Origin of the sequence: Neomegalonema sp., from assembly GCF_028688855.1 — a bacterium.
GTDB lineage: Bacteria > Pseudomonadota > Alphaproteobacteria > Rhodobacterales > Rhodobacteraceae > Neomegalonema.
The window spans coordinates 80,409-101,399 of the sequence record NZ_JAQTXI010000003.1 but is presented as its reverse complement, the minus strand read 5'-3'; the positions used below and the strand labels follow the sequence as shown (position 1 = coordinate 101,399).

Below are 20,991 nucleotides of genomic sequence, written 5' to 3'. Positions count from 1 at the left end.
CTTCGGCGCGGCGGCAAGAGCGCGGCGCCTCAAACGCGGATTTGTGAAGAGGCCCGGCGGCTTCAGATCCGCCTTCCCGCCGCGTCGAACCAGTGGAGCTTTTCCGCAGGGGCCCGGATTTCAAGCGCCGTTCCCGGCTCCATCCGCGCCCGGCCCGCCGTCCGGACGATCATCCGCGCGCCCCCCGCAGGCGCATGGGCGTGCAGATAGCTTTCCGCGCCCACCGGCTCCACGCCGTCGAGAATCGCCCGGATCTTCAGCCCGCCTTCGGAGGCGAAGCCGTCGAGGATCGCGTCTTCGGGGCGGAAGCCGAGAGTCGCCGCTCCGGCGGGGATGGGGCCGACCAGTTCCGCCGAAGCCGGATCGACGAGATTCATCGGCGGCGCCCCGATGAACCCCGCCACGAAGAGCGAAGCGGGCTTCTCGTAGATCTCCAGAGGATCGCCCGCCTGCTCGACTTCTCCGGCGTTCATCACCACCAGCAGATCCGCGAGGGTCATGGCTTCGAGCTGGTCATGGGTCACGTAAAGCGAGGTCACGCCGAGTTCGCGTTGCAGCCGCTTGATCTCGACGCGCATCTGGCCGCGCAGTTTGGCGTCGAGGTTGGACAGGGGCTCGTCGAAGAGGAAGACCTTGGGCTGGCGCACGATGGCCCGCCCCATCGCCACGCGCTGACGCTGGCCGCCCGACAATTCGCGCGGACGGCGGTCGAGCAGATGGCCGAGCTCCAGAGTCGCGGCGGCCTCGCGCACGCGGCGGTCGATCTCGGCCCTGGGCGTCCCGCGATTGCGCAGGCCGTAGGCCATGTTGTCATAGACCTTCATGTGCGGATAGAGCGCGTAATTCTGGAAGACCATGGCGATGTCCCGATCCGTGGGACTCACCTGATTGACCATCCGATCCCCGATGGAGATCTCGCCTTCGGAAATGGTCTCCAGCCCCGCGACCATGCGCAGGAGCGTCGATTTTCCGCAGCCCGAAGGCCCCACCAGCACGCAGAGCGCCTTGTCGGGAATGGCGATGGAGACGCCCTTCACGGCCTCCAGCCCGTTGGGATAACGCTTGCGGACCGCCTTCAGATCGACCTCGGCCATGGGATCACTTCTCCGTCTCGACGAGGCCGCGCACGAAGGCGCGCTGCATCAGGACCACCACCAGGACCGGCGGCAGGATCGCCAGAACGCAAGTCGCCATGACGATGTGCCAGGGCGTGCCATGGTCCACGAAGGAGACCATCTTGCGCAGCGCGATGACGATGGTGTTCATCTCCGCCCGGTTGGTCATCAGCAAGGGCCAGAGATATTGCGTCCAGCCATAGATGAAGAGGATCACGAACAAAGCCGCGATGTTGGATCTGGACAGGGGCAGCAGGATGTCCTTGAAGAACCTGAAGGGCCCCGCGCCGTCGATGCGCGCCGCCTCGACCAGCTCGCCGGGGATCGTCAGGAAGAACTGACGGAACAGCAGGGTCGCGGTGGCCGAGGCGATCAGAGGCAGGATCAGGCCGGTGTAGGTGTCGATCAGGTTCAGATCGACCATCACCTTGTAGGTCGGCAGGATGCGCACCTCGACCGGCAGCATCAGCGTGACGAAGATGATCCAGAAGAAGACCATCCGCCCCGGAAACCGGAAGAACACGATGGCGTAGGCCGAAGTGATCGAGATCACGATCTTCCCCACCGCGATCCCCAGAGCCATGACCGCCGTGTTGAACAACAGCCGCCAGACGGGGACTCCCCCGAGATTGGCCGCGCCCTCGAAGAAGGCGGCGCGGTAGTTCTCGACGAGATGGCCGCCCGGCGTCAGGGGCATGGGCGGACGCACGATGTCCGGCCCCGCATGGGTCGAGGCGATGAAGACGTAATAGAGCGGAAAGGCCACGACCACGATCCCGAGAATGAGGATCGCATGGGCCAGCCGGATTCCCCAGCGCGAGTCTCCGATCATGGGACGCCCTCACCCATAATGCACCCTGCGCTCGACATAGCGGAACTGGATCGCCGTCAGCAGGATCACCACCCCCATCAGGATCACCGATTGCGCCGCCGAAGACCCCAGCTGCAGATTCACGAAGCCGTCGTTGTAGACTTTATAGACGAGCGTCTCGGTGGCCTTGCCCGGCCCGCCCTGAGTCACCGCATGGATCACGCCGAAGGTGTCGAAGAAGGCGTAGACCGTGTTCACGACCAGGAGAAAGAAGGTCGTCGGGGCCAGAAGCGGAAAGACGATGGTCCGGAAGCGTTTGGGCCCGCTCGCGCCGTCGATGGCCGCCGCCTCGATCAGCGAGCGCGGAATGGCCTGAAGCCCCGCCACGAAGAACAGGAAATTATAGCTGATCTGCTTCCAGGCCGCCGCCGCGACCACCAGACCCATCGCCTGCCCGTCCTTGAGCAGAGGATCCCAGGCCACGCCGTTGGCGCGCAGCAGATAGGAGAAAGTCCCCATGGCCGGATTGAACAGGAACAGCCAGAGCATCCCCGCGATGGCCGGCGCCACGGCGTAAGGCCAGATGAGCAGCGTCCGGTAGAGCCCCTTTCCCCGGACCACCTTCTCGGCCATCACCGCCAGAGGCAGCGCCAGAGCCAGAGCCAGAAAAGCCGTGGCGAGCGAAAACACCGCCGTGACCTGCACCGAATTCAGGTAATTCGGATCGGCCAGCACGCGGCGGAAATTGGCGAATCCCACGAAGGTCGTCCGCAGGCCGAAGGGGTCTTCGCGCTGCATGGACTGCTTCAAGGCCTGGCTCGCGGGCCAGTAGAAGAACACCGCCGTGATCGCCAGTTGCGGCGCCAGCAGCAGATAGGGCAGGAGCTTGTTCGGAAAGACGACCCGACCGGACAATGGCGGCCTCCGTTTCAGGCTCCGGACCAGGAGCGTCCGGAAGAAGGCGGAGGCCTCCGCCCCCGAAAGGGCGAAGGCCGCTTGCGCGCAGGCCCGGGCTTACTTGCCGAGCGCTTCCTGAAGGGCGGCGTTGCCGCGGGTCGCGGCGTTGTCGAGGGCCTGCTGCGCGGTCTGCTGACCGGCGAGCATCCGCTCGAACTCCTCGTTCTGGATGTCGCGCAGCTGCGGCAGATTCACCGCCCGCACGCCCTTGGAGTTCGGCGTGGGCGCCTTGCCCATCATCTGGAGGATCGGAGTCTCGCGGCCGGGGTTCTTCTCGTAGAAGCCGGAGGCCCTGGTGGCTTCATAGGCTTCGAGCGTCACCGGCAGATAGCCCGAGACCTGATGCAGGCGCGACTGGATCTCGACCGAGGAGAGGAACTTGAAGAACTCCGCGACGCCCTTGTACTCCGCGTCGGAATGGCCCGCGAAGACCCAGAGGCTCGCGCCGCCGGGGATGGTGTTCTGAGGCGCGCCCTCGGCTTCGGGGTAATAGGGCAGCGAACCCAACCCGTAATTCATGCCCGAGTTCACCACGTCGCCGAGCCCGCCCGAAGATTCGGTCAGGATCGAGCATTCGCCCGAGATCAGCAGCGCCTTGGCCTCGGAGGTGCGGCCGCCGTAGCGGAAGACCTCCTCCTTCGCCAGATCCGCCAGATTCTGGAAATGCTGCACATGAAGCGGCGAATTGAAGGTCAGCTGGAAATCGGTCGAGGCGAGGCCGTTCTCCTCGGTGCCGTATTGCAGGTTGTTCCAGGCCGAAAAATTCTCCAGACCGATCCAGGTCAGCCAGGTCGAGGTCAGGCCGCAATTGGCGGCGCCGCTCGCCTTGATCTGACGGGCGGCCTCGAAGACCTCCGGCCAGGTCTGGGGCGGCTGCTCGGGGTCGAGGCCCGCCTTCGCGAAGTGATCCTTGTTGTAATAGAGGATCGGCGAGGAGGAGTTGTAGGGGAAGGAGAGCATCACGCCTTCGGGCGTCGAGTAATAGGCCGTGATCCCGGACAGATACTTGCTCTTGTCGAAGGTCTCGCCGCCCAGGGTCAGCACTTCGGCCACCGGCTTGACGGCGCCCGTCGCGCCCATCATCACGCCCGTGCCGACGTCGAAGACCTGCATGACATGGGGCGGCTGCTTCGCGCGGAAGGCCGCGATCCCGGCGTTCAGGGTCTCGGGATAGGTTCCCTTGTAGCTCGGGAGGACGCGATATTCGCTCTGGCTGGCGTTGAACTCCCTGGCGAGGGTCTCCACCACGTCGTTGTTGGCGCCCGCCATGGCGTGCCACCAGGAGATCTCCGTGACCGCGAAGGCCGGCGAGGCGGCCGAAAGCGCAGCGACAGCCGAAATCACGGCTGGAATTCCGCGAAACTTCATGGGTTCTCTCCCTGAGGGCCTGGCGGGACATCGCCGCTCGGCGTTTTATGGGCCGATCATGACAAGCGGATTACAAATCTGTCAAGAAAGACAAGGCGCTTTTCCGGGAAAGGGAAAAGCGCCCCGCCCGCCCGATCAGGAGGCCGCAGGTTCGGGCGCGGTCTCCATGCTCCAGGCGAGGGCCGCGCCGATCAGGGTTTTCGTATAGGGCTCCCGGGGGGCGTCGAAGATCCGGTCGGTCGGGCCCTCCTCGACGATCTCGCCCGACTTCATCACCATGACGTGATCCGCGATGGCGCGGATCACCGCCAGATCATGGCTGATGAAGATGTAGGAGAGCCCGTATTTCGTCTGGAGATCCCGCAGCAGCGCCAGCACCTGCCCCTGAACCGAGCGGTCCAGCGCCGAGGTCGGTTCGTCCAGCACCACCACCTTCGGCTTGAGGATCATGGCCCGCGCGATGGCGATGCGCTGACGCTGGCCGCCGGAGAACTCATGCGGGTAGCGGTTGCGCATCGAGGGCGCCAGGCCGACTTCGCGCAGGGCCTCCGAGGCGCGACGGTCGCGTTCGGCCTTCGAGAGCGCGGGCTCATGGATCAGCAGCCCCTCGGAGATGGCTTCGCCGACCGTCAGGCGGGGCGAGAGCGAGCCATAGGGATCCTGGAACACCAGCTGAAGCTGACGGCGCAAGGGCCTCATCTGCGCCCTGCCCCGGCCCGAGAGATCCTGTCCCTCGAACTCGATCCGCCCCGTCGAGGGCAGAAGCCGCAGCAGGGCCCGACCCAGGGTCGATTTCCCCGAGCCCGATTCCCCCACGACCCCGATGGTCTGGCCCTGCCTCAGCCGGAGCGAGACCCGATCCACCGCCCGGAAGACCGCGCCCTTGCCGAAGAGCCCGCCTTTCGAGCCGAACTCCACCGTGACGTTCTCGCCCTCCAGCTGCATGGGGGCCCCGGGCGCCGGAGGCTCCTTGCGGCCGCGCGGCGTCGAATCGAGGAGCATCTTGGTGTAATCCTCGCGGGGGCGGGTGAAGATCTCTTCGGCGCTCCCCTGCTCCACCACCTCGCCGCGCCGCATGACCATCACGCGCTCGGCGAAATGGCGCACCACGCCGAGGTCATGGGTGATCAGCAGGATCGCCATGCCGAAGCGCTTCTGGAGATCCCGCAGAAGATCGAGGATCTGCGCCTGGATCGTCACGTCGAGCGCCGTGGTGGGCTCGTCGGCGATGAGGATCTCGGGCTCGTTGGCCAGAGCCATGGCGATCATCACGCGCTGGCGCTGCCCGCCCGACATCTCGTGCGGATAGCTGTCGATGCGGCGCTCGGGCTCGGGGATGCCCACCAGCTTCAGAAGCTCCAGCACCCGCGCGCGGGCTCTGGCCTTGCTCAGGCCCTTGTGGTGGCGCAGAGGCTCGGCGATCTGCTCGCCCACCCGATAGAGCGGGTCGAGCGAGGTCATGGGCTCCTGGAAGATCATCGAGATCTTCGAGCCCCGGATCCTGTTCAGCGCCTTGAGTCCGGCGCCGAGCATCTCCGTTCCGCGATATTTCGCCGAGCCCGTCACGCGGCCGTTCTTCGCCAGAAGGCCCATGACGGCCATCATGGTCTGGCTCTTGCCCGAGCCCGATTCCCCCACCACCGCGAGGGTCTCGCCGGGGCGGATCTCCAGATCGATTCCCTTCACCGCCTCGACGGCGCCGTCCGGAGTGTCGAAGCTCACGCGCAGATCGCGGATCGTCAGCAGAGGTTCTTCAGCCATGTCAGCGGTCCTTCGGGTCGAAGGCGTCGCGCAGCCCGTCGCCGATGAAGTTCAGCGCGAAGAGCGTCACGACGAAGAAGAGGGAAGGCCAGATCAGCAGCCAGGGCGCCGAACGCATGTTGGCCGCGCCGTCGGAGATCAGGGCGCCCCAGCTCGTCAGGGGGGCCTGGACGCCGAGCCCCAGGAAGGAGAGGAAGCTCTCCAGCAGGATCACCTTGGGCACCACCAGCGTCACGAAGACGATCACCGGCCCGATGACGTTCGGAATGATGTGGCGGCGGATGATCTGCCAGTCCGTCAGGCCGAGGGCCTCAGCCGCGCCGACGAACTCGCGGCGCTTGAGCGCGAGGGTCTGGCCGCGCACGATGCGCGCCATGTCCAGCCATTCGATGGCCCCGATGGCCAGGAAGATCAGGATGAAGCTGCGCCCGAAGAAGACCACCAGCACCACCACCAGAAAGACGAAGGGCAGCGAATAGAGGATCTCCACGAGGCGCATCATCACGTTGTCGATGCGCCCGCCCATGTAGCCCGAGACCGCGCCGTAGAGCACCCCCACCACCAGAGAGACCAGACTCGCCAGCAGCCCCACCGCCAGAGAGATCTGGCCGCCGAGCATGATCCTCGACATGAGGTCGCGCCCGTTGGAGTCGGTGCCCATGAGGAAGGTCTCCTGGGTCACGCCGCCGGTCAGGACGAGGCGTCGGCCTTCGTCCTCATGGGCCTGCACCTGGGCCTCCTTGAAGACGTCCGAGCGGTCGAAGACGCGGGCCACCCGGGGATCCATCGCCTGGGGAGAGATCAGGACCGCCGTGAAGCGCCCGTCCTCCACCTCGAAGCTCTCCAGGGTCACGCGTCCGCGCACCGCAAGCGTGTTCGCGGCGGCGCGCAGGGTGTCTTCGTCGGGGCGCGGATGGATCGAGGGCGGAGTCTCCACATAGCTGCGATAGACGCCGTCATAGCTGTGGCTGACCAGATGCGGCCCGAGGAAGGAGAAGAGAGCCACCAGAATCAGCGTCGCGCAGCCGAACATCGCGGCCTTGTTGCGCCGGAAACGCAGCCAGGCCAGCTGTCCGAGGCTGCGGCTCGCCGCCTCCGGCTCCGGGAGCGGCAGGCCCGCGCCGGGTCCGGGATTGGGTCCGGGATCGGGCGCAGGCGTCGCGTTGGTCGAAAAGACGTCAGTCATGGCGCACCCTCGGATCCAGCAGGCCGTAGATCACATCCACGATCAGGTTGAAGACGATCACGAAGACCGCGACGAGGACCACCGTCCCCATCACCACCGTGTAGTCGCGCGCGAGGGCCCCATGCACGAAATAGCGCCCCACGCCCGGAATGGCGAAGATGGTCTCCACCACCGCCGAGCCCGTCAGAAGGCCCGCCGCGCAGGGCGCCAGATAGGAGACGATGGGCAGCATCGCGCCCCGCATGGCGTGAGTCCCCACCACGCTGCGCGCCGGAAGGCCGTAGGCGCGGGCGGTGCGGATGTGGTCGGCGCTCATGGCCTCGATCATGGCGCCGCGCGTCAGACGCGCGAAGACCGCCAGCTGCGGCAGCGCCAGGGCGATCACCGGCAGCACGAGATCCCGGAAGGAGCCCGTCCCCCAGCCGCCCGCGCGCGTCCAGGACAGCGTGATCGAGAAGATCAGCACCAGAACCGGGCCGATGACGAAATTGGGAATCGTCACGCCCGCCGTGGCCCCCGACATGATCAGGAAATCCAGAGGCCTGTTCTGGCGCAGGGCCGCCAGAAGACCCGCCAGGACGCCCCCAACCAGAGCCACCAGCAAGGCCAGTCCGCCCAGCTTGATCGAATAGCCCAGGCCCTCGCCGAGGAGGTTGGCCACGCTGCGGTCGCGGTAGATGTAGCTCGGGCCGAGATCCCCCTGAACCACATTCCCCATGTAGATCAGATATTGCCTCCACATCGGCTGATCGAAGCCGTAGGTGCGGTTGAGGTTCTCCATGATCTGCGGCGGCAGGGGGCGTTCGAGGTTGAACGGCCCCCCCGGCGCAAGCCGCATCAGGAAGAACGACAAGGTGACGATGATGAACAGCGTCGGGATGGCGCTGCCGAGGCGCCGGAGCACGAATGTCAGCATGGACTCCCCCTTGCGCGCCTCCGGGAGCCGCGGCGCCCTGCTCCGGGCGGGAGTCCGGACGCGGCGGAGCGGAAAGCGCCGTCAGGCCGGAAGACGCCGCGCGTCTCCGGCCTCGCGCGAGGCCTTCCGGAAGGCTCGGGGCCGCCGGAGCCTCGCTGGAAAGCGGGAGACGGGAACGACGGAGGCTCCCGCCCCGCTCAGGGCGACGCGCGGCGCGCCCTCCCCGCGAGAGGAGGAGCGCCGCGCGGGAGCCTCACTCCACGCTCATGAAGCGGCTGGGATGCTCGTTGTTCACGTTGTCCTCGAAGCCCTTCACGCGGGCCGAAAGACCCCAGAGCTCCGCCTTGTGCAGCAGCGGCGCGATGGGCTGATCCTTCATGAGGATGGCTTCGGCGTCATGCAGGATCTGGAAGCGCTTCTCATGATCGGTTTCGTCATAAGAGGCGGCGATCAGGGCGTCATAATCCGGATTGCTGTACTTGCCGTAGTTGAAGCCCGGATTGCCGGTGATGTTCAGGGTGAGGAAGTTCTCGGGATCGCCGTAATCGGCCACCCAGCCCGCGCGGGCCACCTGGAAGGCGCCGCCCTCCTGGAGATAGGCGTAATGCGAGGTCACGTCCTGGTTGGACATGGTCACGTTGAAGCCGAAGACCGTCTTCCACATGTCGGCGATGGCCGTCGCCACGCGCTCGTGATTGGGGTTGGTGTTGTAGCGGATGGTGATGTCGAGGGGTTTGGCGCCCGAGCCGTATCCGGCCTCCTTCATCAGCTCGACGGCCTGGTCCTCGCGGTCGAACTGCGAGAGCGCGGCGAAATCGGCCTGGGCCGGCGTGTAGCCCGCCATCGGAGGGCTGAGCGCGTAGGTGGGCAGCGAAGCCCCGAGGAAGATCTCCTGCGCGAGGAAGTCGCGGTCGATGGCCATGGAGAGCGCCCGACGCACGCGGGCGTCGCTGAAGGGCTCGGCGCGATTGTCGAAGACGTAATATTCGGTGTTGAGCGCGGGCGTGGCGCGGATGCGGTCGCCATGAGCCGCGCGCAGGCGCTCCAGATCGCTGGCCGAGAAGTTGTAGATCATGTCCAGTTCGCCCGCCTCGAAGCGGCGGACGGCGGCGGCCTGATCCTCGACCGGATAGAAGACCACCTTGTCGAGCTTCACCGCTTCGGCGTCCCAGTAATGGGGGTTCTTCGCGGCGGTCAGGCTGTCGTTGGGGATGTGGGCCTCCAGCATGAAGGGGCCGTTGGTCACCAGCTTGCCCGGACGGTTCCACTCGGCGCCGTCCTTCTCGATGTTGCCGCGATGGACCGGAAGGCCCGTCGAATGGGTCAGCAGTTCGAGGAAATAGGGCGTCGGGCGTTCGAGGACGATCTCCAGCGTCCTGTCGTCGACGGCGCGGACGCCCAGCTCCTCAGGCTTCATCTCGCCGGCGTTCACCGCCTTGGCGTTCCTGATCGGATGCAGGATGTTCGCGTATTTCGAGGCGACGGCCGGATCCTGCACGCGGCGGAGGCTGTAGACGAAGTCCTCGGCGGTCACGGGATCGCCGTTGGACCATTTCCCGGCCTCGCGGAGCTTGAAGGTGTAGACGGTTCCGTCTTCGGAGATCTCCCAGCTTTCGGCGGCGCCGGGAATGGCCTCGCCCGCCGCGTTGAAGGTGGTCAGGCCTTCGAGGAGATCCTTGAGGATGAAGCTCTCGACGTTGATCGAGATCTGCGCCGGATCCAGCGAATTGGGCTCGCCCGGATTGCCGCGATGAAGCACCGCCTCGGCCAGAGCAGGCGAGGCGCCCGCCATCAGCGCGCCGAGGATCAGCGCGGCGCGAAGGCCGCCCCTGCGAAATCCGGTCATCATTTCTTCCTTCTCCCCAAAGCTTTAGGGCGCCCTTCCGCCCTTTCATCCCTTCAGAGAGACGCAAAACGCGCGAGGGCGCAAGCCCTTTGACGGATCCGGCGAGACGGCCGCCCCTTCAGCCCGTCGTCGCCACGCCGCCGTCGATCACGAGGGCCTGTCCGGTCATCATCCGGCTGAGGCCGGAGGCGAGGAACAGCGTCGGCCCGGCGACGTCGGCGGGGGCGAGGGTCTCCTTGAGGCATTGGCGCGCGACATGGGCGGCCAGGCCCTCGGGCGTGACCCAGAGGCGCTTCTGCTTCTCGGTCAGCACCCAGCCGGGGACCAGGGCGTTGACGCGGATCCCCTCCGGCCCGAACTCCCGCGCGAGGCTGCGCGTCAGGGCCACGATGGCCGCCTTGGACGCCGTATAGGAGGGGAAGCCCTCCAGACCCATCAGATAGCTCAGCGAGGAGAAGTTGACGATCACGCCGCCGCCCGCCGCGCGCATCCCCGGCAGGACCGCCTGAGCCGCGAAGAAGCAGGACTTCAGATTGATCGCCTGATTGGCGTCCCAATAGGCCTCGGTCACGTCGAGGGTCTTGTGGCGGTCGTCGTCGGCGGCGTTGTTGACCAGGATCCCGATGGGGCCATGCGCCTCGGCGGCTCTGGCGAAGGCGGCGCGCAGGGCCTCCACGTCGGTCAGGTCGCAAGGGATGTGCAGGGGACGCGCGCCCGTGCGGCGCTCCATCTCCTCGCAGAAGGCGGAGGCGTCGGAGCGCTGGACGAAGGCCGTCTTCGCGCCCTGACGCAGGAAGGCTTCGGTCAGCGCCGCCCCGATCCCCGAGCCGCCGCCGGTGACCATCACCGAAGCGCCCGCCAATCCGGGGAATTCCGGAAAATCCGCGATCTCCATCCTGAAGCTCTCCCTGAGCGGCCCCGATCCGGGCAACCCGGACCGGCGGGCCTTCGCCCGCTTGCGTCGCGGGATCCGGAGGAGGATCGGACGCCCCTCCCGGCCCTGTCAATCGTGAAGGGCCCCGACTTCCGTTCGGACCGGGCGCGCGCTATCTTCACCAGGAAGTTGAAATCAGGAGGAATCCCCATGTCCGACGGCGTCCGCTCCCGCGCCTCCCTCGCAGGCGAGGGCTCCCTGCGCGAGAAATTCGGCGCCCTGACGCCGGTGATCGTGCTGCTCTGCGCGATCTGGGCGCTGCAGGTCCTCAACTGGATGCTCGGCTACCGGCTGAACGACTGGTTCGGCCTGGAGCCCCGCGACTTCGGCGGATTGCTCGGGATCTTCGGATCGCCCTTCCTGCACGCCAACTTCACCCACGCCATCAGCAACAGCGTGCCGCTGGCGGTTCTGGGCGGATTGGCCGTCCTCTCCGCGCGGCGCGAATTCCCCATCGCCACCTTCATCATCGTGGTGCTGGGCGGGCTGCTCACCTGGATCTTCGGGCGCGGCGGAAGCGGCCTGACCACGGTGATCCACGTCGGCGCGAGCGGGCTGATCTTCGGCTATTTCGGCTTCCTGATCGCCTATGGCTGGATCGAGCGCCGGGCTCTGCCGGTGGTGGGGGCTCTGGCCGCCATCGTGTTCTACGGCGGCCTGATCTGGGGCGTGCTGCCGACGGATCAGCGCATCTCCTGGGAGGGGCATCTCTTCGGCTTCCTCGCGGGAGTCGCCGCCGCCTACGCCGTGCGCACGAAGCGCCTCCCGGCCTAGCCGGGCGGCTCGCCGCGGCGCCTGTAGGCGGGCAGAGCCAGATTGCGCCGGATCGCGACTCCGCGCAGCAGGAAGGTGATCGCCGCCCCCAGCGGCGCCGCCAGCCAGACCGGACTCCCCGCCGCCCAGAGCCCCGCCTGAACCGCAGAGCCCGCAGCCGCCGCCGTGGCGTAGATCTCGCCGCGGAAGATGAAGGGCGTCTCCTGACAGAGCACGTCGCGGATGAGCCCCCCGAAGCTGCCGGTCATCACGCCGAGCGCCACCACGCTCACGAAGGGCAGACCCGCCGTCGCGCCGACGTGAGTCCCCACCGCCGCCGCCGTGGCCAGACCCAGAGCGTCGGCCCAGCGCAGGGCGCCCGCCCGCGCCGCGATCCGGTCGCCGAGCAGGAACATCAGGACCGCCGCCGCACCGATGGTCCCCGCCACGACGGGATCCGTCAGCCAGAAGACCGGCGTCCGCCCGAGCAGCATGTCCCGCAGGGAGCCCCCGCCCACCGCCGCCACGGCGGAGAGCACCAGAAATCCCACCGGATCGAAGCCCTTGCGCGCCGCCGCGACGCCGCCCGAAACCGCGAAGACGAAAACCGCGCCGTAATCCAGAAGCCGGATGGTCAGCGCAAGATGCTCCTCCATGGCCTCGCCTCCCTCGGAACGTCGTCGCGCGAAGCCGGACGGATTCGCGTCGGGACGACACCACCACACAAGAACGTCGGCGCGCTCGGGCGATCCGACAGGATCCGGAGGCGCTCTAGCGCCAGAGCGCCCGCAGACGCTCGCGGCGCCGCGCCAGGGTCGAGAGGAGCAGGATCCCCGTGACCGTCCGCAGACGCCCCGACTCCACCGCCTCCATGGCCTCCGCGAAGGAGAGCGTGAAGGCGCGGATGTTTTCATGCTCCTCGGGCAGGCCGTGCAGACCACCCGCCGCGCTCAGATCGGCGCGGGCGATGAAGCCGTGCATCCGCTCGACCAGAGCCCCCGGAGACGGATAGCAGGGCGGCAGCGGATCGAGATCCTCCGCGAGCAGCTTCAGCCCCGCCTCCTCCTGCGCCTCGCGCAGGGCGGCCTGAAGGGGCGTCTCGCCGGGATCGACGAGCCCCGCCACCGGCTCCCAGAGCCAGGGATGCGGATCCTCCAGAACCCAGGGCGCGGTCCGGAACTGCTCGATCAGCAGCACCCGGTCGGAAACCGGATCATAGGGCAGCAGGATGATCACCTCGCCGACGCGCAGGGCCTCGCGCGGGAAGCGGTCGCGGCCGCCGTCGAAGCGGGGGATCTCCATCTCGACCTTCTCGAAGGAGAAGAAGCCCCGGTGCAGGATCTCGCGGCGGATCTCGCGCGCGTCGGCGCGGGAGAAGCGTTCGGCGAAGGCGGAGGAATCGGCGGGCGGTCGGGCCATGATGACAAGCGGTCCTGGGGAGGGGAGATCAGAAGAGGCGTCCGCCGAGCGGCGCGTCCTCGCCGGGCCGGATCAGGATCACTTCGCCCGTCTCGTCGGGAACGCCGAGGGTCAGCACCTCGGACTTGAAGCCCGCGATGCGGCGGGGGGGGAAGTTCACCACCGCCAGGATCTGGCGGCCGATCAGCTCTCCGGGCGTGTAGCGGGCGGTGATCTGGGCGGAGCTTTGCTTGACGCCGATCTCGGGCCCGAAGTCGAGGGTCAGCTTGTAGGCGGGCTTGCGGGCGCCGGGCAGAGGCTCGACCGCCGTGATCCGGCCGACGCGGATGTCGGTCCTGAGGAAATCCTCGAAGGTGGTCTCGGGCGTGGCCCTGGGGGCGGTCCCGGGCGGGGGGGCTTCCGCGCTCATCTCGATCCTCCTGTCTGAATCCGTCTTCAGGCAGAGAGCTTCCGGCGGCGGCGGAAGTCAAGGGCGGCCTCCCCCGACAGGAGGCCCCTAACGCGGAACGCCGCCCCGGAGGGGGCGGCGTCCTGAGAATCCGGAAAGGTCTGGAAGACTTCGGGCCGAAGATCAGGCGGCGGAGCCGGTGGCCTTCTTGACGTTGTCCTTGACGGCCGCGACGGCCTTCTCGGTCTGGGCCTGGGCGGCGTTGGCGAAGCCGGCGCCGAAGCTCTTGATCTCCTCGACGCCTTCCTGGAAACGCTCCTGGACGACGGCGATGGCGTCTTCGTTGGCCTTGCGGAGAACTTCGGTCAGCTCGTTGATCTGACGCAGGTTCTTGTCGAAGGCGGCCTTGACGGCCTCGGTGTTCAGGGCCGGGTTCACGCCCACGCCGCCGTCACGGACCGACTCGGTCAGCGATTCGAAATGCGAGCGGACGATCTCGAGCTGCTTCTTGAAGACCTGCTGGTAGCCCTCGGCGGCGATGCGGTTCGCCTCGACGACGGCCTTCAGGTTCTTGCTGTGGGCCTCGGCGAGGGCCTTGGCGTCCACGCCCGGGATCTTCAGCGCTTCGAAGATCTTGCTGATGTCCTGGGGCTTGAACAGGTCGGCGTAGGCGCTGGCGTCGAACCAATTCTTCTCGGTGGTCATGGCGAATTCCTCCTGAAGCCTGCCCCGGCGGTCCATGTTGACCCTAGGGCGTCATTCATCCTGCTGGGGTATTTGTGCGATGCAGCATCCCTTGTCAAGAGGAGCTTTGCTGCACTGCAACAAAGGTTTTGCGACAAGCTTATGACGAGAGCTCCCGGCTGCGGGCCGCCGCCGCCGAGACCGCCTGCGTCATCAGGGAGGAAAGTCCTGATTCCGCTCGCATAAGATGCTCGAGGGCGGCGGCGGTGGTTCCGCCCTTGCTGGTCACGGCGGCGCGCAGCTCTGCGGCGGTTTGTCCGGACTCGGCGTCGAGCAGGGCCCCCGCTCCGCTCACGGTGGCGCGGGCCAGGCGAAGGGAGAGCTCCGCGGGCAATCCGGCTGATTCGCCCGCCGCCGCCAGAGCCTCCGCCATGTGGAAGACATAGGCCGGGCCCGAGCCCGAAACCGCCGTCACGGCGTCCATGAGGTCTTCGGAGGGCAGCCAGAGCGTTTCGCCCGCCGCCGCCATCAGCGCCTCGGCGAGGCCGCGCTCGGCGTCGTCCGCCGCCGCGTTGGCGATCAGCGCCGAGATCCCGCGTCCGATGGCGGCGGGGGTGTTGGGCATGGCCCGCACGAGGGGCGTCCCGGCGGGCAGGCGCGCCGCCAGCCAGTCCAGGGTCTTGCCCGCCGCGATGGAGAGCGCCAGACGACCCGGACCCAGCAGAGGCGCCACGCCCGGCAGGGCCTCGTCGAGGCTCTGGGGCTTGACCGCCAGAAGCACGGCGGCGGAGTCCTGCGGCGGCTGCGCCGGATTCACCTGCGCGCCCAGGGCCGCGAAGCGCTCCACGGCGGGCGAGACATGGGCCTCGTAGATCACGGCCCGCGCCGGGTCCAGGCCCGCCCGGATCCAGCCTTCCAGCAGGGCGCCGCCCATCTTGCCGCAGCCGAGCAGCGCCACGGAGCGTCCCGCCAGGCGCCCGTCGAGAGTCTTCTTCGCCGTCATCCCGGATTCTCCTCGGAATCGTGAAAAAAAAACGCGCCCGGCCCTCCAGGACCGGACGCGCGGCGTTTTCGCTCCGGGAGGCGGCTCCCTCAGGAAGCCGTCTTCCGGATCGGGGTCAATGGGCGTTTCCGGAGGCGGCGCCCTGCGCGGAGCGATGCTGCGCGTCGAGCTGGTCGTGCTTGCGCCGGCGGAGCAGGTTCAGCACCTCCACCGCCACCGAGAAGACCATCGCCACATACATGATCTTGCGGTCGAAGTGGAACTCCAGACCCTCCAGGATCAGCACCACGCCCACCATCACGAGGAAGGCCAGAGCCAGCATCTTCATGGTCGGGTTGCGGTCGATGAAGTCGGCGATGGGGCCCGCCGAGATCATCATCACCGCGATGGCCAGAGTCACGGCGGCGATCATGATCGGAAGGCTCATCTCGCGGCCCAGATGCGAGGTCAGGCCCACGGCGGTGATGATCGAATCCAGAGAGAACACGAGGTCGATCATCATGATCTGCGCGATCACCGCGCCGAAGGCCATGGCCGCCGCGCCGCCGGCGGCGGCGTCATGCCCCTCGCCGCTCAGCTCGGCCATGATCTCCTTGACCGCCTTGTAGATCAGGAAGGCGCCGCCCAGGATCAGGATCACGCCCTTCCAGGTCAGCTTGAAGTCGCCCGAGGTCCAGAGCGGAGTCGTCAGGCCCATGATCCAGGTGATCGAGAACAGCAGGAGGATGCGCATCACCAGCGCGCCGCTCAGACCGATGTAGCGCGCCCGCGGCCGCAGATGCGGAGGCAGCTTGTTGGCGATGATCGAGATGAAGATGACGTTGTCGACGCCGAGCACCACTTCCAGCGCGGCGAGGGCGGCGAAGGTCGCCCAGGCTTCGGGGCTGGTGAGCAAAGCGAGGATGGAGTCCATGTGGATGGCCTCAAGGGGTGTTGGGGGGGATGGTCGAAGGATCGGCCGCCCCCACCCCCAAGCCGGGAACCGAGGCGGTGAAGGCTCAGGGCTCGGACTCGGCCTCCGACTCGTCTCCGGCCGCCGGAGTCTTCGGCAGACGGAAGAGGTCGTCGGGATTGAGCGGCATCTCCTCTTCGGCGGGAGCTTCCTCTTCTTCGACGGCGGGAGCCTCGGGGAAGGGCGCGAGCGTCTCGGAGAGATTGCGCAGCGCGCCGTCTCCCGGCAGAGCCGCAGGACGACGGCTCGCGGCTCTGGCCACGGCCTCGTCGAGGTCGATCTGGCTGCAGAGCCCCAGCGCCACGGGGTCCACAGGGCGGATGTTCGCCATGTTCCAGTGAGTCTTGGCCCGCACCTGCTCGATGGTCGGCTTGGTCGTGCCGACGAGCTTCATGATCTGGGCGTCGGAGAGCTCGGGGTGGTTGCGCAGCAGCCAGGCGATGGCCGAAGGCCGGTCCTGACGCTTCGACAAGGGCGTGTAGCGCGGGCCCTTGCGCCGGGCGTCGGCGAGCACGGCGCTGACCGGCTTCTTGAGCCGCAGGCGGATGCGGGCGTCCTTCTCGGCGCGGCGGATCTCGTCCGCGTCGAGCTGGCCCTTGGCCACGGGATCCATGCCCTTGATGCCCTGCGCCACCTCGCCGTCGGCGATGCCGGCGATCTCCAGAGCATGCATCCCGACGAAGTCGCCGATCTGCTCGAAGGTGAGCGCGGTGTTCTCGACCAGCCAGACGGCGGTGGCCTTGGGCATCAGCACTTGGGACATGGCGAAGCTCCTTCGGACGGCGCGGCCATCGCATTCGCCGCGGAGGGGGAAGGAGAAGCGGGCGGCCCGGCGCCGTCATGATTGTCGTTAAAACGCCCTGCGGGCTATATAAGCGCGTTCGCGACGGCTGCAAAGAGGAGAAATGCGGATGCGGGAGAGCGGATCGACGCGCAGGAGAGCAGGACTCGCGCTCGCGGGCGCGCTTCTGGCGATGGGCGGAGCGGGCGGAGAAGCCCGGGCCTTCGACTCCCGGCAGAGCGTCGCGGAGCCGCCTGCGGCCTCGGCGCCCGCCGCAGAGCGCATGGCTCAGGGACGCGCCGCCGATCGCCCCGCGAGCCGTCGGGAGGGGGCCAACGCGCCCTTCGACTATTATGTGCTCGCGCTCTCCTGGTCCCCGACCTATTGCGCCGACGAGGCCCGCAATCCGGATTCGGAGCCGCAATGCGCCCCGCGCCGCCGCTATGGATTCGTGGTCCACGGGCTCTGGCCGCAGCACGAGAAGGGATGGCCCGAATTCTGCGGAGATCCGGGCTGGGTCAAGGCGGAGACCCTCGCTTCGGTGGATGGAATCGTGCCTTCGCGGCGTCTGGCGACGCATCAGTGGCGCAAGCACGGCACCTGTTCGGGGCTCGACGCCGAGGCCTATTTCGCCACCCTGCGCGAGGCCTGGGGCAAGGTGCGCATCAACGAGATCTTCGGGCGGCTCGACCGCGAATTGCGCGTGGCGCCCAAGGTGGTCGAGGAGGCCTTCCTCGAAGCGAATCCCGGATTCGTCGCCGACGGCGTGACCGTCGAGTGCCGCGGCGGCATGCTGCGCGAGGTGCGCGTCTGCTTCGACCGCAACCTCGAGCCGCGCGCCTGCGCGCCCGACGCCCGACGCGACTGCTCCGCGCAGAGCATCCGGCTGCCGCCGCTGCGCTGAAGCGTTTTCCAGCAAGGCCGCAGGCCTTGCGTCGTGAAAACGCGGCCAGAGAGGAAGCCGAAGCGTTTTCCAGCAAGGCCGCAGGCCTTGCGTCGTGAAAACGCGGCCAGAGAGGAAGTCAGGGCGTCCGGACCGATCCCGCAGGATCGGACAAAGCCCGGGCCTGTCCTCCGGAGCCTTGTGGGCGCCTGCGAAAGAACTTTCCGGAAGGCATGGACGAAGGCTCCGTTCGATTCTATCCCTAAGGCGCGGACCGAACCCCGCAAGCCGGGTTTCGCGCCCGGACAGACCAGGGCCGAAGCCCCTCGGACTCCGCAGAGGCCGGGGGCGCCAGGCCGCCGCATCCGTCCATCCCTCGACCGCCCGACGGGGCCTCAAGCCCTCCGGCGCCATGGAGAGTCCCTGATGACCAACCTCGCCCCCGCCTACAGCCCGCTGCGCCTGGAGAGCCGTCCGCTGCTCTGGAAGGTCGGCGCCGTGCTTTTCGGTTCGCTCGTCCTCGCCGGCGCCTCTCAGGTCTCCGTGCCCCTCTATCCCGTGCCCATCACCCTCCAGACCTTCGCGGTCGCCATGGTCGGCGCGCTCTACGGCTGGCGTCTCGGGGCGCTGACGGTCGTCGTCTGGCTGCTGCAGGCGGCGGCGGGGCTGCCCTTCCTCGCCGAGGCCAAGGGCGGACTCGCCCCCTTCTTCGGCCCGACGGCCGGTTATCTCTTCGCCTTCCCGCTGCTGGCCGGACTCGCCGGATGGATGGCGGCGCGCGGATGGAACGGAAGCCGCCCCCTGCTCGCCTTCGTCGGACTGGTCGGCGCGCATCTGGTCCATCTCGCCATCGGCACGGCCTGGCTGGCCTCCTGGCTCGGCGGCGACCTCCCGAAGGCCTTCGCGCTGGGCTTCGCGCCCTTCCTGATCGGCCTGGCGGTCAAGTCGGCTCTGGGCGCCGCGACGCTCAAGGGCGCGGACAGCCTCGGCGCCCGGCTCTGACGGCCGCGCGATGACGGTCCGGCTGAGGGGACATCATCTTCTCTGCCTGCTGACCTATGTGGGCGAGGGCTACAGCCCCGCCTTCGTCGCCAACGCCGACGCCCTCGCCGCCCGGATCGGATCCGGCGAGGGCGTCAGGATCGTGGCGGGGCCGGATGATCTCTGCGCGCCCCGTCTGAAGACCGAGCCCGGAACGCATCACTGCTTCACGGAGGACGTCGCCCGGCGCGACGTCGAGGCCCTGCGCGAGGCAGGAAAGCTGCTCGGGCGGGATCTCAAGCCCGGCGCGCGTCTCGCGCTGTCTCCCGAGACCCTCGGCAGGATGCGCCGCGCCTTCGCCGAAGGCCGCATCCGGAGCGCCTGCGCGGATTGCTCCTGGCGCGGACTCTGCGACGGAGTCGCGCGCAGGGGATTCGCGGGCGGAAAGCTGTCGCCTCGCCCTACTGAAGGGGGTCGCGCGTTTTCCGATCCTGTCGGATCGGTCGAAGGCTCCTGATTCCTTCGGGGCCGCCTTCTCCAGCGAAGCCGGAGAAGGCTCCCGGATCAGGAGCCGCTCTTGAAATCCAGCCCCATGGCGCGATAGCGCTCGGGATCGTCGAGCCAGTTCTCCTTCAGCTTCACGTGAAGGAAGAGATGGATCGTGCGCCCCGCCAGTTCGCCGATCTCCTTGCGGGCGGCCTGGCCCACCTGCTTGAGCGTCTGGCCGCCCTTGCCCAGCACGATGGGCCGGTGGCCCTCGCGGGCGACGTAGATCGTCTGCTCGACGCGGGCGGAGCCGTCGGGCTTCTCCTCCCAGCGGTCGGTCTCGACGGTCATCTGATAGGGCAGCTCCTCATGGAGCCGCAGCATGAGCTTCTCGCGGGTGATCTCCGCCGCCAGATGGCGCAGGGGGGCGTCGGCGATCTGGTCCTCGGGATAGAGCCAGGGGCCGGGCGGCATCTCGCCCGCGAGCCAGGTCTTGAAATCCTCCACCCCGTCGCCCTTGAGGGCCGAGATGAAGAAGGTCCGGGCGAAGTCGAGCCGCGCGTTCGCCGCCGCCGCCAGAGCCAGAAGCTCCTCGCGCTTCACGCGGTCGATCTTGTTGATCACCAGCGCGAGGGTCTGTTTCGGACGGGCGGTGGCCTTGAGCCGGTCGATGATCTCCAGCACGCCCTCGTGGAGGCTGCGCTGGGCCTCGATCAGCAGGGCCACGGCGTCGGCTTCGGCGGCGCCGCTCCAGGCGGCGGCCCCCATGGCGCGGTCGAGGCGGCGCCTCGGCGCGAAGAGTCCGGGCGTGTCCACGAAGACGATCTGCGAGCCGCCCGAGATCGCCACGCCCCGGATCAGGCCGCGCGTCGTCTGGACCTTGTGGGTCACGATGGAGACCTTGGCCCCCACCAGAGCGTTGAGCAGGGTGGATTTGCCCGCGTTGGGCTCGCCGATGAGCGCGGCGAATCCGGCGCGCGTCGGGGTTTCGTTCTGGGTCATGACGGCGCGTCTCCCGCGCGCAAGAGGTTCAGGAGGGCGGCGGCGGCGGATTGTTCGGCGGCGCGCTTGCTCGCGCCGCGTCCGCTGGCCGAACGTCCGTCGGAGAGCCGCGCCGAAATGGTGAAATGCGGCGCATGGTCGGGGCCGTCGCGCTCGCTGAGGTCGTAGAAGGGCGGCGGCAGGGCCCGGGCCTGAGCCCATTCCTGAAGCCGGGTCTTGGAATCCTGGGGCGGAGAGCCCTGGGCGTCGAAGAGCGGCGCCCAGAGGTCCAGCACGAAGTCGCGCGCCGCATCCAGCCCCCGGGCCAGATAGACCGCCGCGATCACCGCCTCCATGGCGTCGGCCAGCAGCGTAAGCTTGCGCTTGCCGCCGGTCATCACCTCGGAGCGGGCCATGCGCAGATGCTCGCCAAGATCGAGGCGCGCCGCGCTTTCGGCGCAGGCCTCGCGGCGCACGAGCTGGTTCAGACGCGGCGCCAGAAGGCTTTCGGATTCCTCCGGATGGAGCCGGGACAGCTCCTCGGCGACCACCAGGCCGAGCACCCGGTCGCCGAGGAATTCGAGGCGCTGGTTGGAGTCGCCCGGCCGCGAGGCCGCGCTCTGATGGGTCAGGGCCTCGGCGAGGAGGTCGCGCCCCTCCCCCTCCTCCATCCCGAGCCGGACCGCCAGAGCCGCGAAGCCCGCTCCCCGCCCTTCCGAAGGGCGTCGCCGCGCGGCCCGTCCCGAGACGGGTTCAGACCCCTGAGCGGCCATGGCTCCGCGCCCC

At 68.1% G+C, this 20,991-nt stretch carries 22 protein-coding genes; 4 read left to right on the top strand and 18 right to left on the bottom strand.

Annotated features, from left to right (window positions below):
• Positions 1 to 62: 62 nt before the first annotated feature.
• The 9 genes from ugpC to PHN62_RS03200 all read right to left on the bottom strand — a co-directional run bounded on the left by ugpC (position 63) and on the right by PHN62_RS03200 (position 10,855).
• Positions 63 to 1,094, bottom strand: a complete 1,032-nt coding sequence (gene ugpC, locus PHN62_RS03240) for a sn-glycerol-3-phosphate ABC transporter ATP-binding protein UgpC (RefSeq protein ID WP_300146227.1) — start codon at positions 1,092 to 1,094, stop codon at positions 63 to 65.
• A gap of 4 nt (positions 1,095 to 1,098) precedes the next feature.
• Complete coding sequence (ugpE, locus tag PHN62_RS03235) at positions 1,099 to 1,947, bottom strand: sn-glycerol-3-phosphate ABC transporter permease UgpE (protein ID WP_300146225.1); 849 nt, start codon at positions 1,945 to 1,947, stop codon at positions 1,099 to 1,101.
• 9 nt (positions 1,948 to 1,956) lie between these two features.
• Positions 1,957 to 2,841 (bottom strand): sn-glycerol-3-phosphate ABC transporter permease UgpA, encoded by an 885-nt coding sequence (gene ugpA, locus PHN62_RS03230; RefSeq protein ID WP_300146223.1) that lies wholly within the window; start codon positions 2,839 to 2,841, stop codon positions 1,957 to 1,959.
• 99 nt (positions 2,842 to 2,940) lie between these two features.
• Positions 2,941 to 4,251: a sn-glycerol-3-phosphate ABC transporter substrate-binding protein UgpB gene (gene ugpB, locus PHN62_RS03225; protein WP_300146222.1), complete on the bottom strand. Its 1,311-nt coding sequence runs from the start codon at positions 4,249 to 4,251 to the stop codon at positions 2,941 to 2,943.
• A gap of 135 nt (positions 4,252 to 4,386) precedes the next feature.
• Positions 4,387 to 6,012 (bottom strand): ABC transporter ATP-binding protein, encoded by a 1,626-nt coding sequence (locus PHN62_RS03220; RefSeq protein ID WP_300146221.1) that lies wholly within the window; start codon positions 6,010 to 6,012, stop codon positions 4,387 to 4,389.
• Between the two features lies 1 nt (position 6,013).
• On the bottom strand, positions 6,014 to 7,198 hold the full coding sequence (locus PHN62_RS03215) for an ABC transporter permease (RefSeq protein WP_300146219.1): 1,185 nt from the start codon (positions 7,196 to 7,198) through the stop codon (positions 6,014 to 6,016).
• The gene (locus PHN62_RS03210) at positions 7,191 to 8,114 is read right to left on the bottom strand and encodes an ABC transporter permease subunit (RefSeq protein ID WP_300146217.1); all 924 of its coding nucleotides are present in this window, start codon (positions 8,112 to 8,114) and stop codon (positions 7,191 to 7,193) included. The genes PHN62_RS03215 and PHN62_RS03210 overlap by 8 nt, the downstream gene beginning before the upstream one ends.
• Positions 8,115 to 8,367: 253 nt before the next feature.
• Positions 8,368 to 9,963 carry a peptide ABC transporter substrate-binding protein gene (locus PHN62_RS03205; RefSeq protein ID WP_300146215.1) on the bottom strand — a complete coding sequence of 532 codons (1,596 nt, stop codon included), beginning with the start codon at positions 9,961 to 9,963 and terminating at the stop codon, positions 8,368 to 8,370.
• Between the two features lie 115 nt (positions 9,964 to 10,078).
• Positions 10,079 to 10,855: an SDR family NAD(P)-dependent oxidoreductase gene (locus tag PHN62_RS03200; protein WP_300146213.1), complete on the bottom strand. Its 777-nt coding sequence runs from the start codon at positions 10,853 to 10,855 to the stop codon at positions 10,079 to 10,081.
• A 189-nt stretch (positions 10,856 to 11,044) separates the two neighbouring features.
• Between PHN62_RS03200 and PHN62_RS03195 the strand changes: the two genes are divergently transcribed.
• Entirely contained in the window at positions 11,045 to 11,668 is a 624-nt protein-coding gene (locus tag PHN62_RS03195; protein ID WP_300146210.1) for a rhomboid family intramembrane serine protease, read from the top strand.
• Here PHN62_RS03195 and PHN62_RS03190 read toward each other — a convergent pair.
• From PHN62_RS03190 to PHN62_RS03160, 7 genes are all read right to left on the bottom strand, one after another.
• Positions 11,665 to 12,303 carry a trimeric intracellular cation channel family protein gene (locus tag PHN62_RS03190; protein WP_300146207.1) on the bottom strand — a complete coding sequence of 213 codons (639 nt, stop codon included), beginning with the start codon at positions 12,301 to 12,303 and terminating at the stop codon, positions 11,665 to 11,667. The genes PHN62_RS03195 and PHN62_RS03190 overlap by 4 nt on opposite strands.
• Before the next feature lie 115 nt (positions 12,304 to 12,418).
• A complete protein-coding gene (locus tag PHN62_RS03185) occupies positions 12,419 to 13,066 on the bottom strand; it encodes an NUDIX domain-containing protein (protein ID WP_300146204.1) in 648 nt (215 codons plus the stop codon).
• A gap of 28 nt (positions 13,067 to 13,094) precedes the next feature.
• Positions 13,095 to 13,475 (bottom strand): tRNA-binding protein, encoded by a 381-nt coding sequence (locus PHN62_RS03180; RefSeq protein WP_300146202.1) that lies wholly within the window; start codon positions 13,473 to 13,475, stop codon positions 13,095 to 13,097.
• Positions 13,476 to 13,637: 162 nt separating this feature from the next.
• Positions 13,638 to 14,159 (bottom strand): TIGR01841 family phasin, encoded by a 522-nt coding sequence (gene phaP, locus PHN62_RS03175; RefSeq protein ID WP_300146200.1) that lies wholly within the window; start codon positions 14,157 to 14,159, stop codon positions 13,638 to 13,640.
• A 139-nt stretch (positions 14,160 to 14,298) separates the two neighbouring features.
• Positions 14,299 to 15,141, bottom strand: coding sequence for a pyrroline-5-carboxylate reductase (gene proC, locus PHN62_RS03170; protein WP_300146197.1), 843 nt, complete (start codon positions 15,139 to 15,141; stop codon positions 14,299 to 14,301).
• A gap of 115 nt (positions 15,142 to 15,256) precedes the next feature.
• Complete coding sequence (locus PHN62_RS03165) at positions 15,257 to 16,054, bottom strand: TerC family protein (RefSeq protein ID WP_300146194.1); 798 nt, start codon at positions 16,052 to 16,054, stop codon at positions 15,257 to 15,259.
• Positions 16,055 to 16,139: 85 nt separating this feature from the next.
• Positions 16,140 to 16,856: a DUF1013 domain-containing protein gene (locus PHN62_RS03160; RefSeq protein WP_300146191.1), complete on the bottom strand. Its 717-nt coding sequence runs from the start codon at positions 16,854 to 16,856 to the stop codon at positions 16,140 to 16,142.
• A gap of 148 nt (positions 16,857 to 17,004) precedes the next feature.
• On the opposite strand from PHN62_RS03160, the gene PHN62_RS03155 reads away from it, so the two are divergent.
• From PHN62_RS03155 to PHN62_RS03145, 3 genes are all read left to right on the top strand, one after another.
• Positions 17,005 to 17,778: a ribonuclease T2 gene (locus PHN62_RS03155; protein WP_300146189.1), complete on the top strand. Its 774-nt coding sequence runs from the start codon at positions 17,005 to 17,007 to the stop codon at positions 17,776 to 17,778.
• Positions 17,779 to 18,183: 405 nt separating this feature from the next.
• Positions 18,184 to 18,759 (top strand): biotin transporter BioY, encoded by a 576-nt coding sequence (locus tag PHN62_RS03150; protein ID WP_300146187.1) that lies wholly within the window; start codon positions 18,184 to 18,186, stop codon positions 18,757 to 18,759.
• Positions 18,760 to 18,769: 10 nt separating this feature from the next.
• Entirely contained in the window at positions 18,770 to 19,255 is a 486-nt protein-coding gene (locus PHN62_RS03145) for a DUF1284 domain-containing protein (protein WP_300146185.1), read from the top strand.
• A 47-nt stretch (positions 19,256 to 19,302) separates the two neighbouring features.
• On the opposite strand, the gene era is transcribed toward PHN62_RS03145, so the two are convergent.
• Positions 19,303 to 20,226, bottom strand: coding sequence for a GTPase Era (gene era / locus PHN62_RS03140; RefSeq protein ID WP_300146182.1), 924 nt, complete (start codon positions 20,224 to 20,226; stop codon positions 19,303 to 19,305).
• Positions 20,223 to 20,978 (bottom strand): ribonuclease III, encoded by a 756-nt coding sequence (gene rnc, locus PHN62_RS03135; protein ID WP_300146179.1) that lies wholly within the window; start codon positions 20,976 to 20,978, stop codon positions 20,223 to 20,225. Before rnc ends, era begins: the two co-directional genes overlap by 4 nt.
• Between the last annotated feature and the right edge of the window lie 13 nt (positions 20,979 to 20,991).

What these genes read in the sequence shown, in the direction of transcription:
- PHN62_RS03155 (WP_300146189.1), top strand. Translation starts at nt 17,005, where the DNA reads ATGCGGGAGAGCGGATCGACGCGCAGGAGAGCAGGACTCGCGCTCGCG.
- proC (WP_300146197.1), bottom strand. Translation starts at nt 15,141, where the DNA reads ATGACGGCGAAGAAGACTCTCGACGGGCGCCTGGCGGGACGCTCCGTG.
- PHN62_RS03165 (WP_300146194.1), bottom strand. Translation starts at nt 16,054, where the DNA reads ATGGACTCCATCCTCGCTTTGCTCACCAGCCCCGAAGCCTGGGCGACC.
- ugpC (WP_300146227.1), bottom strand. Translation starts at nt 1,094, where the DNA reads ATGGCCGAGGTCGATCTGAAGGCGGTCCGCAAGCGTTATCCCAACGGG.
- PHN62_RS03150 (WP_300146187.1), top strand. Translation starts at nt 18,184, where the DNA reads ATGACCAACCTCGCCCCCGCCTACAGCCCGCTGCGCCTGGAGAGCCGT.
- PHN62_RS03190 (WP_300146207.1), bottom strand. Translation starts at nt 12,303, where the DNA reads ATGGAGGAGCATCTTGCGCTGACCATCCGGCTTCTGGATTACGGCGCG.
- era (WP_300146182.1), bottom strand. Translation starts at nt 20,226, where the DNA reads ATGACCCAGAACGAAACCCCGACGCGCGCCGGATTCGCCGCGCTCATC.
- PHN62_RS03145 (WP_300146185.1), top strand. Translation starts at nt 18,770, where the DNA reads ATGACGGTCCGGCTGAGGGGACATCATCTTCTCTGCCTGCTGACCTAT.
- rnc (WP_300146179.1), bottom strand. Translation starts at nt 20,978, where the DNA reads ATGGCCGCTCAGGGGTCTGAACCCGTCTCGGGACGGGCCGCGCGGCGA.
- PHN62_RS03200 (WP_300146213.1), bottom strand. Translation starts at nt 10,855, where the DNA reads ATGGAGATCGCGGATTTTCCGGAATTCCCCGGATTGGCGGGCGCTTCG.
- ugpB (WP_300146222.1), bottom strand. Translation starts at nt 4,251, where the DNA reads ATGAAGTTTCGCGGAATTCCAGCCGTGATTTCGGCTGTCGCTGCGCTT.
- ugpE (WP_300146225.1), bottom strand. Translation starts at nt 1,947, where the DNA reads ATGATCGGAGACTCGCGCTGGGGAATCCGGCTGGCCCATGCGATCCTC.
- PHN62_RS03205 (WP_300146215.1), bottom strand. Translation starts at nt 9,963, where the DNA reads ATGATGACCGGATTTCGCAGGGGCGGCCTTCGCGCCGCGCTGATCCTC.
- PHN62_RS03180 (WP_300146202.1), bottom strand. Translation starts at nt 13,475, where the DNA reads ATGAGCGCGGAAGCCCCCCCGCCCGGGACCGCCCCCAGGGCCACGCCC.
- PHN62_RS03210 (WP_300146217.1), bottom strand. Translation starts at nt 8,114, where the DNA reads ATGCTGACATTCGTGCTCCGGCGCCTCGGCAGCGCCATCCCGACGCTG.
- phaP (WP_300146200.1), bottom strand. Translation starts at nt 14,159, where the DNA reads ATGACCACCGAGAAGAATTGGTTCGACGCCAGCGCCTACGCCGACCTG.
- PHN62_RS03215 (WP_300146219.1), bottom strand. Translation starts at nt 7,198, where the DNA reads ATGACTGACGTCTTTTCGACCAACGCGACGCCTGCGCCCGATCCCGGA.
- PHN62_RS03220 (WP_300146221.1), bottom strand. Translation starts at nt 6,012, where the DNA reads ATGGCTGAAGAACCTCTGCTGACGATCCGCGATCTGCGCGTGAGCTTC.
- PHN62_RS03185 (WP_300146204.1), bottom strand. Translation starts at nt 13,066, where the DNA reads ATGGCCCGACCGCCCGCCGATTCCTCCGCCTTCGCCGAACGCTTCTCC.
- PHN62_RS03195 (WP_300146210.1), top strand. Translation starts at nt 11,045, where the DNA reads ATGTCCGACGGCGTCCGCTCCCGCGCCTCCCTCGCAGGCGAGGGCTCC.
- PHN62_RS03160 (WP_300146191.1), bottom strand. Translation starts at nt 16,856, where the DNA reads ATGTCCCAAGTGCTGATGCCCAAGGCCACCGCCGTCTGGCTGGTCGAG.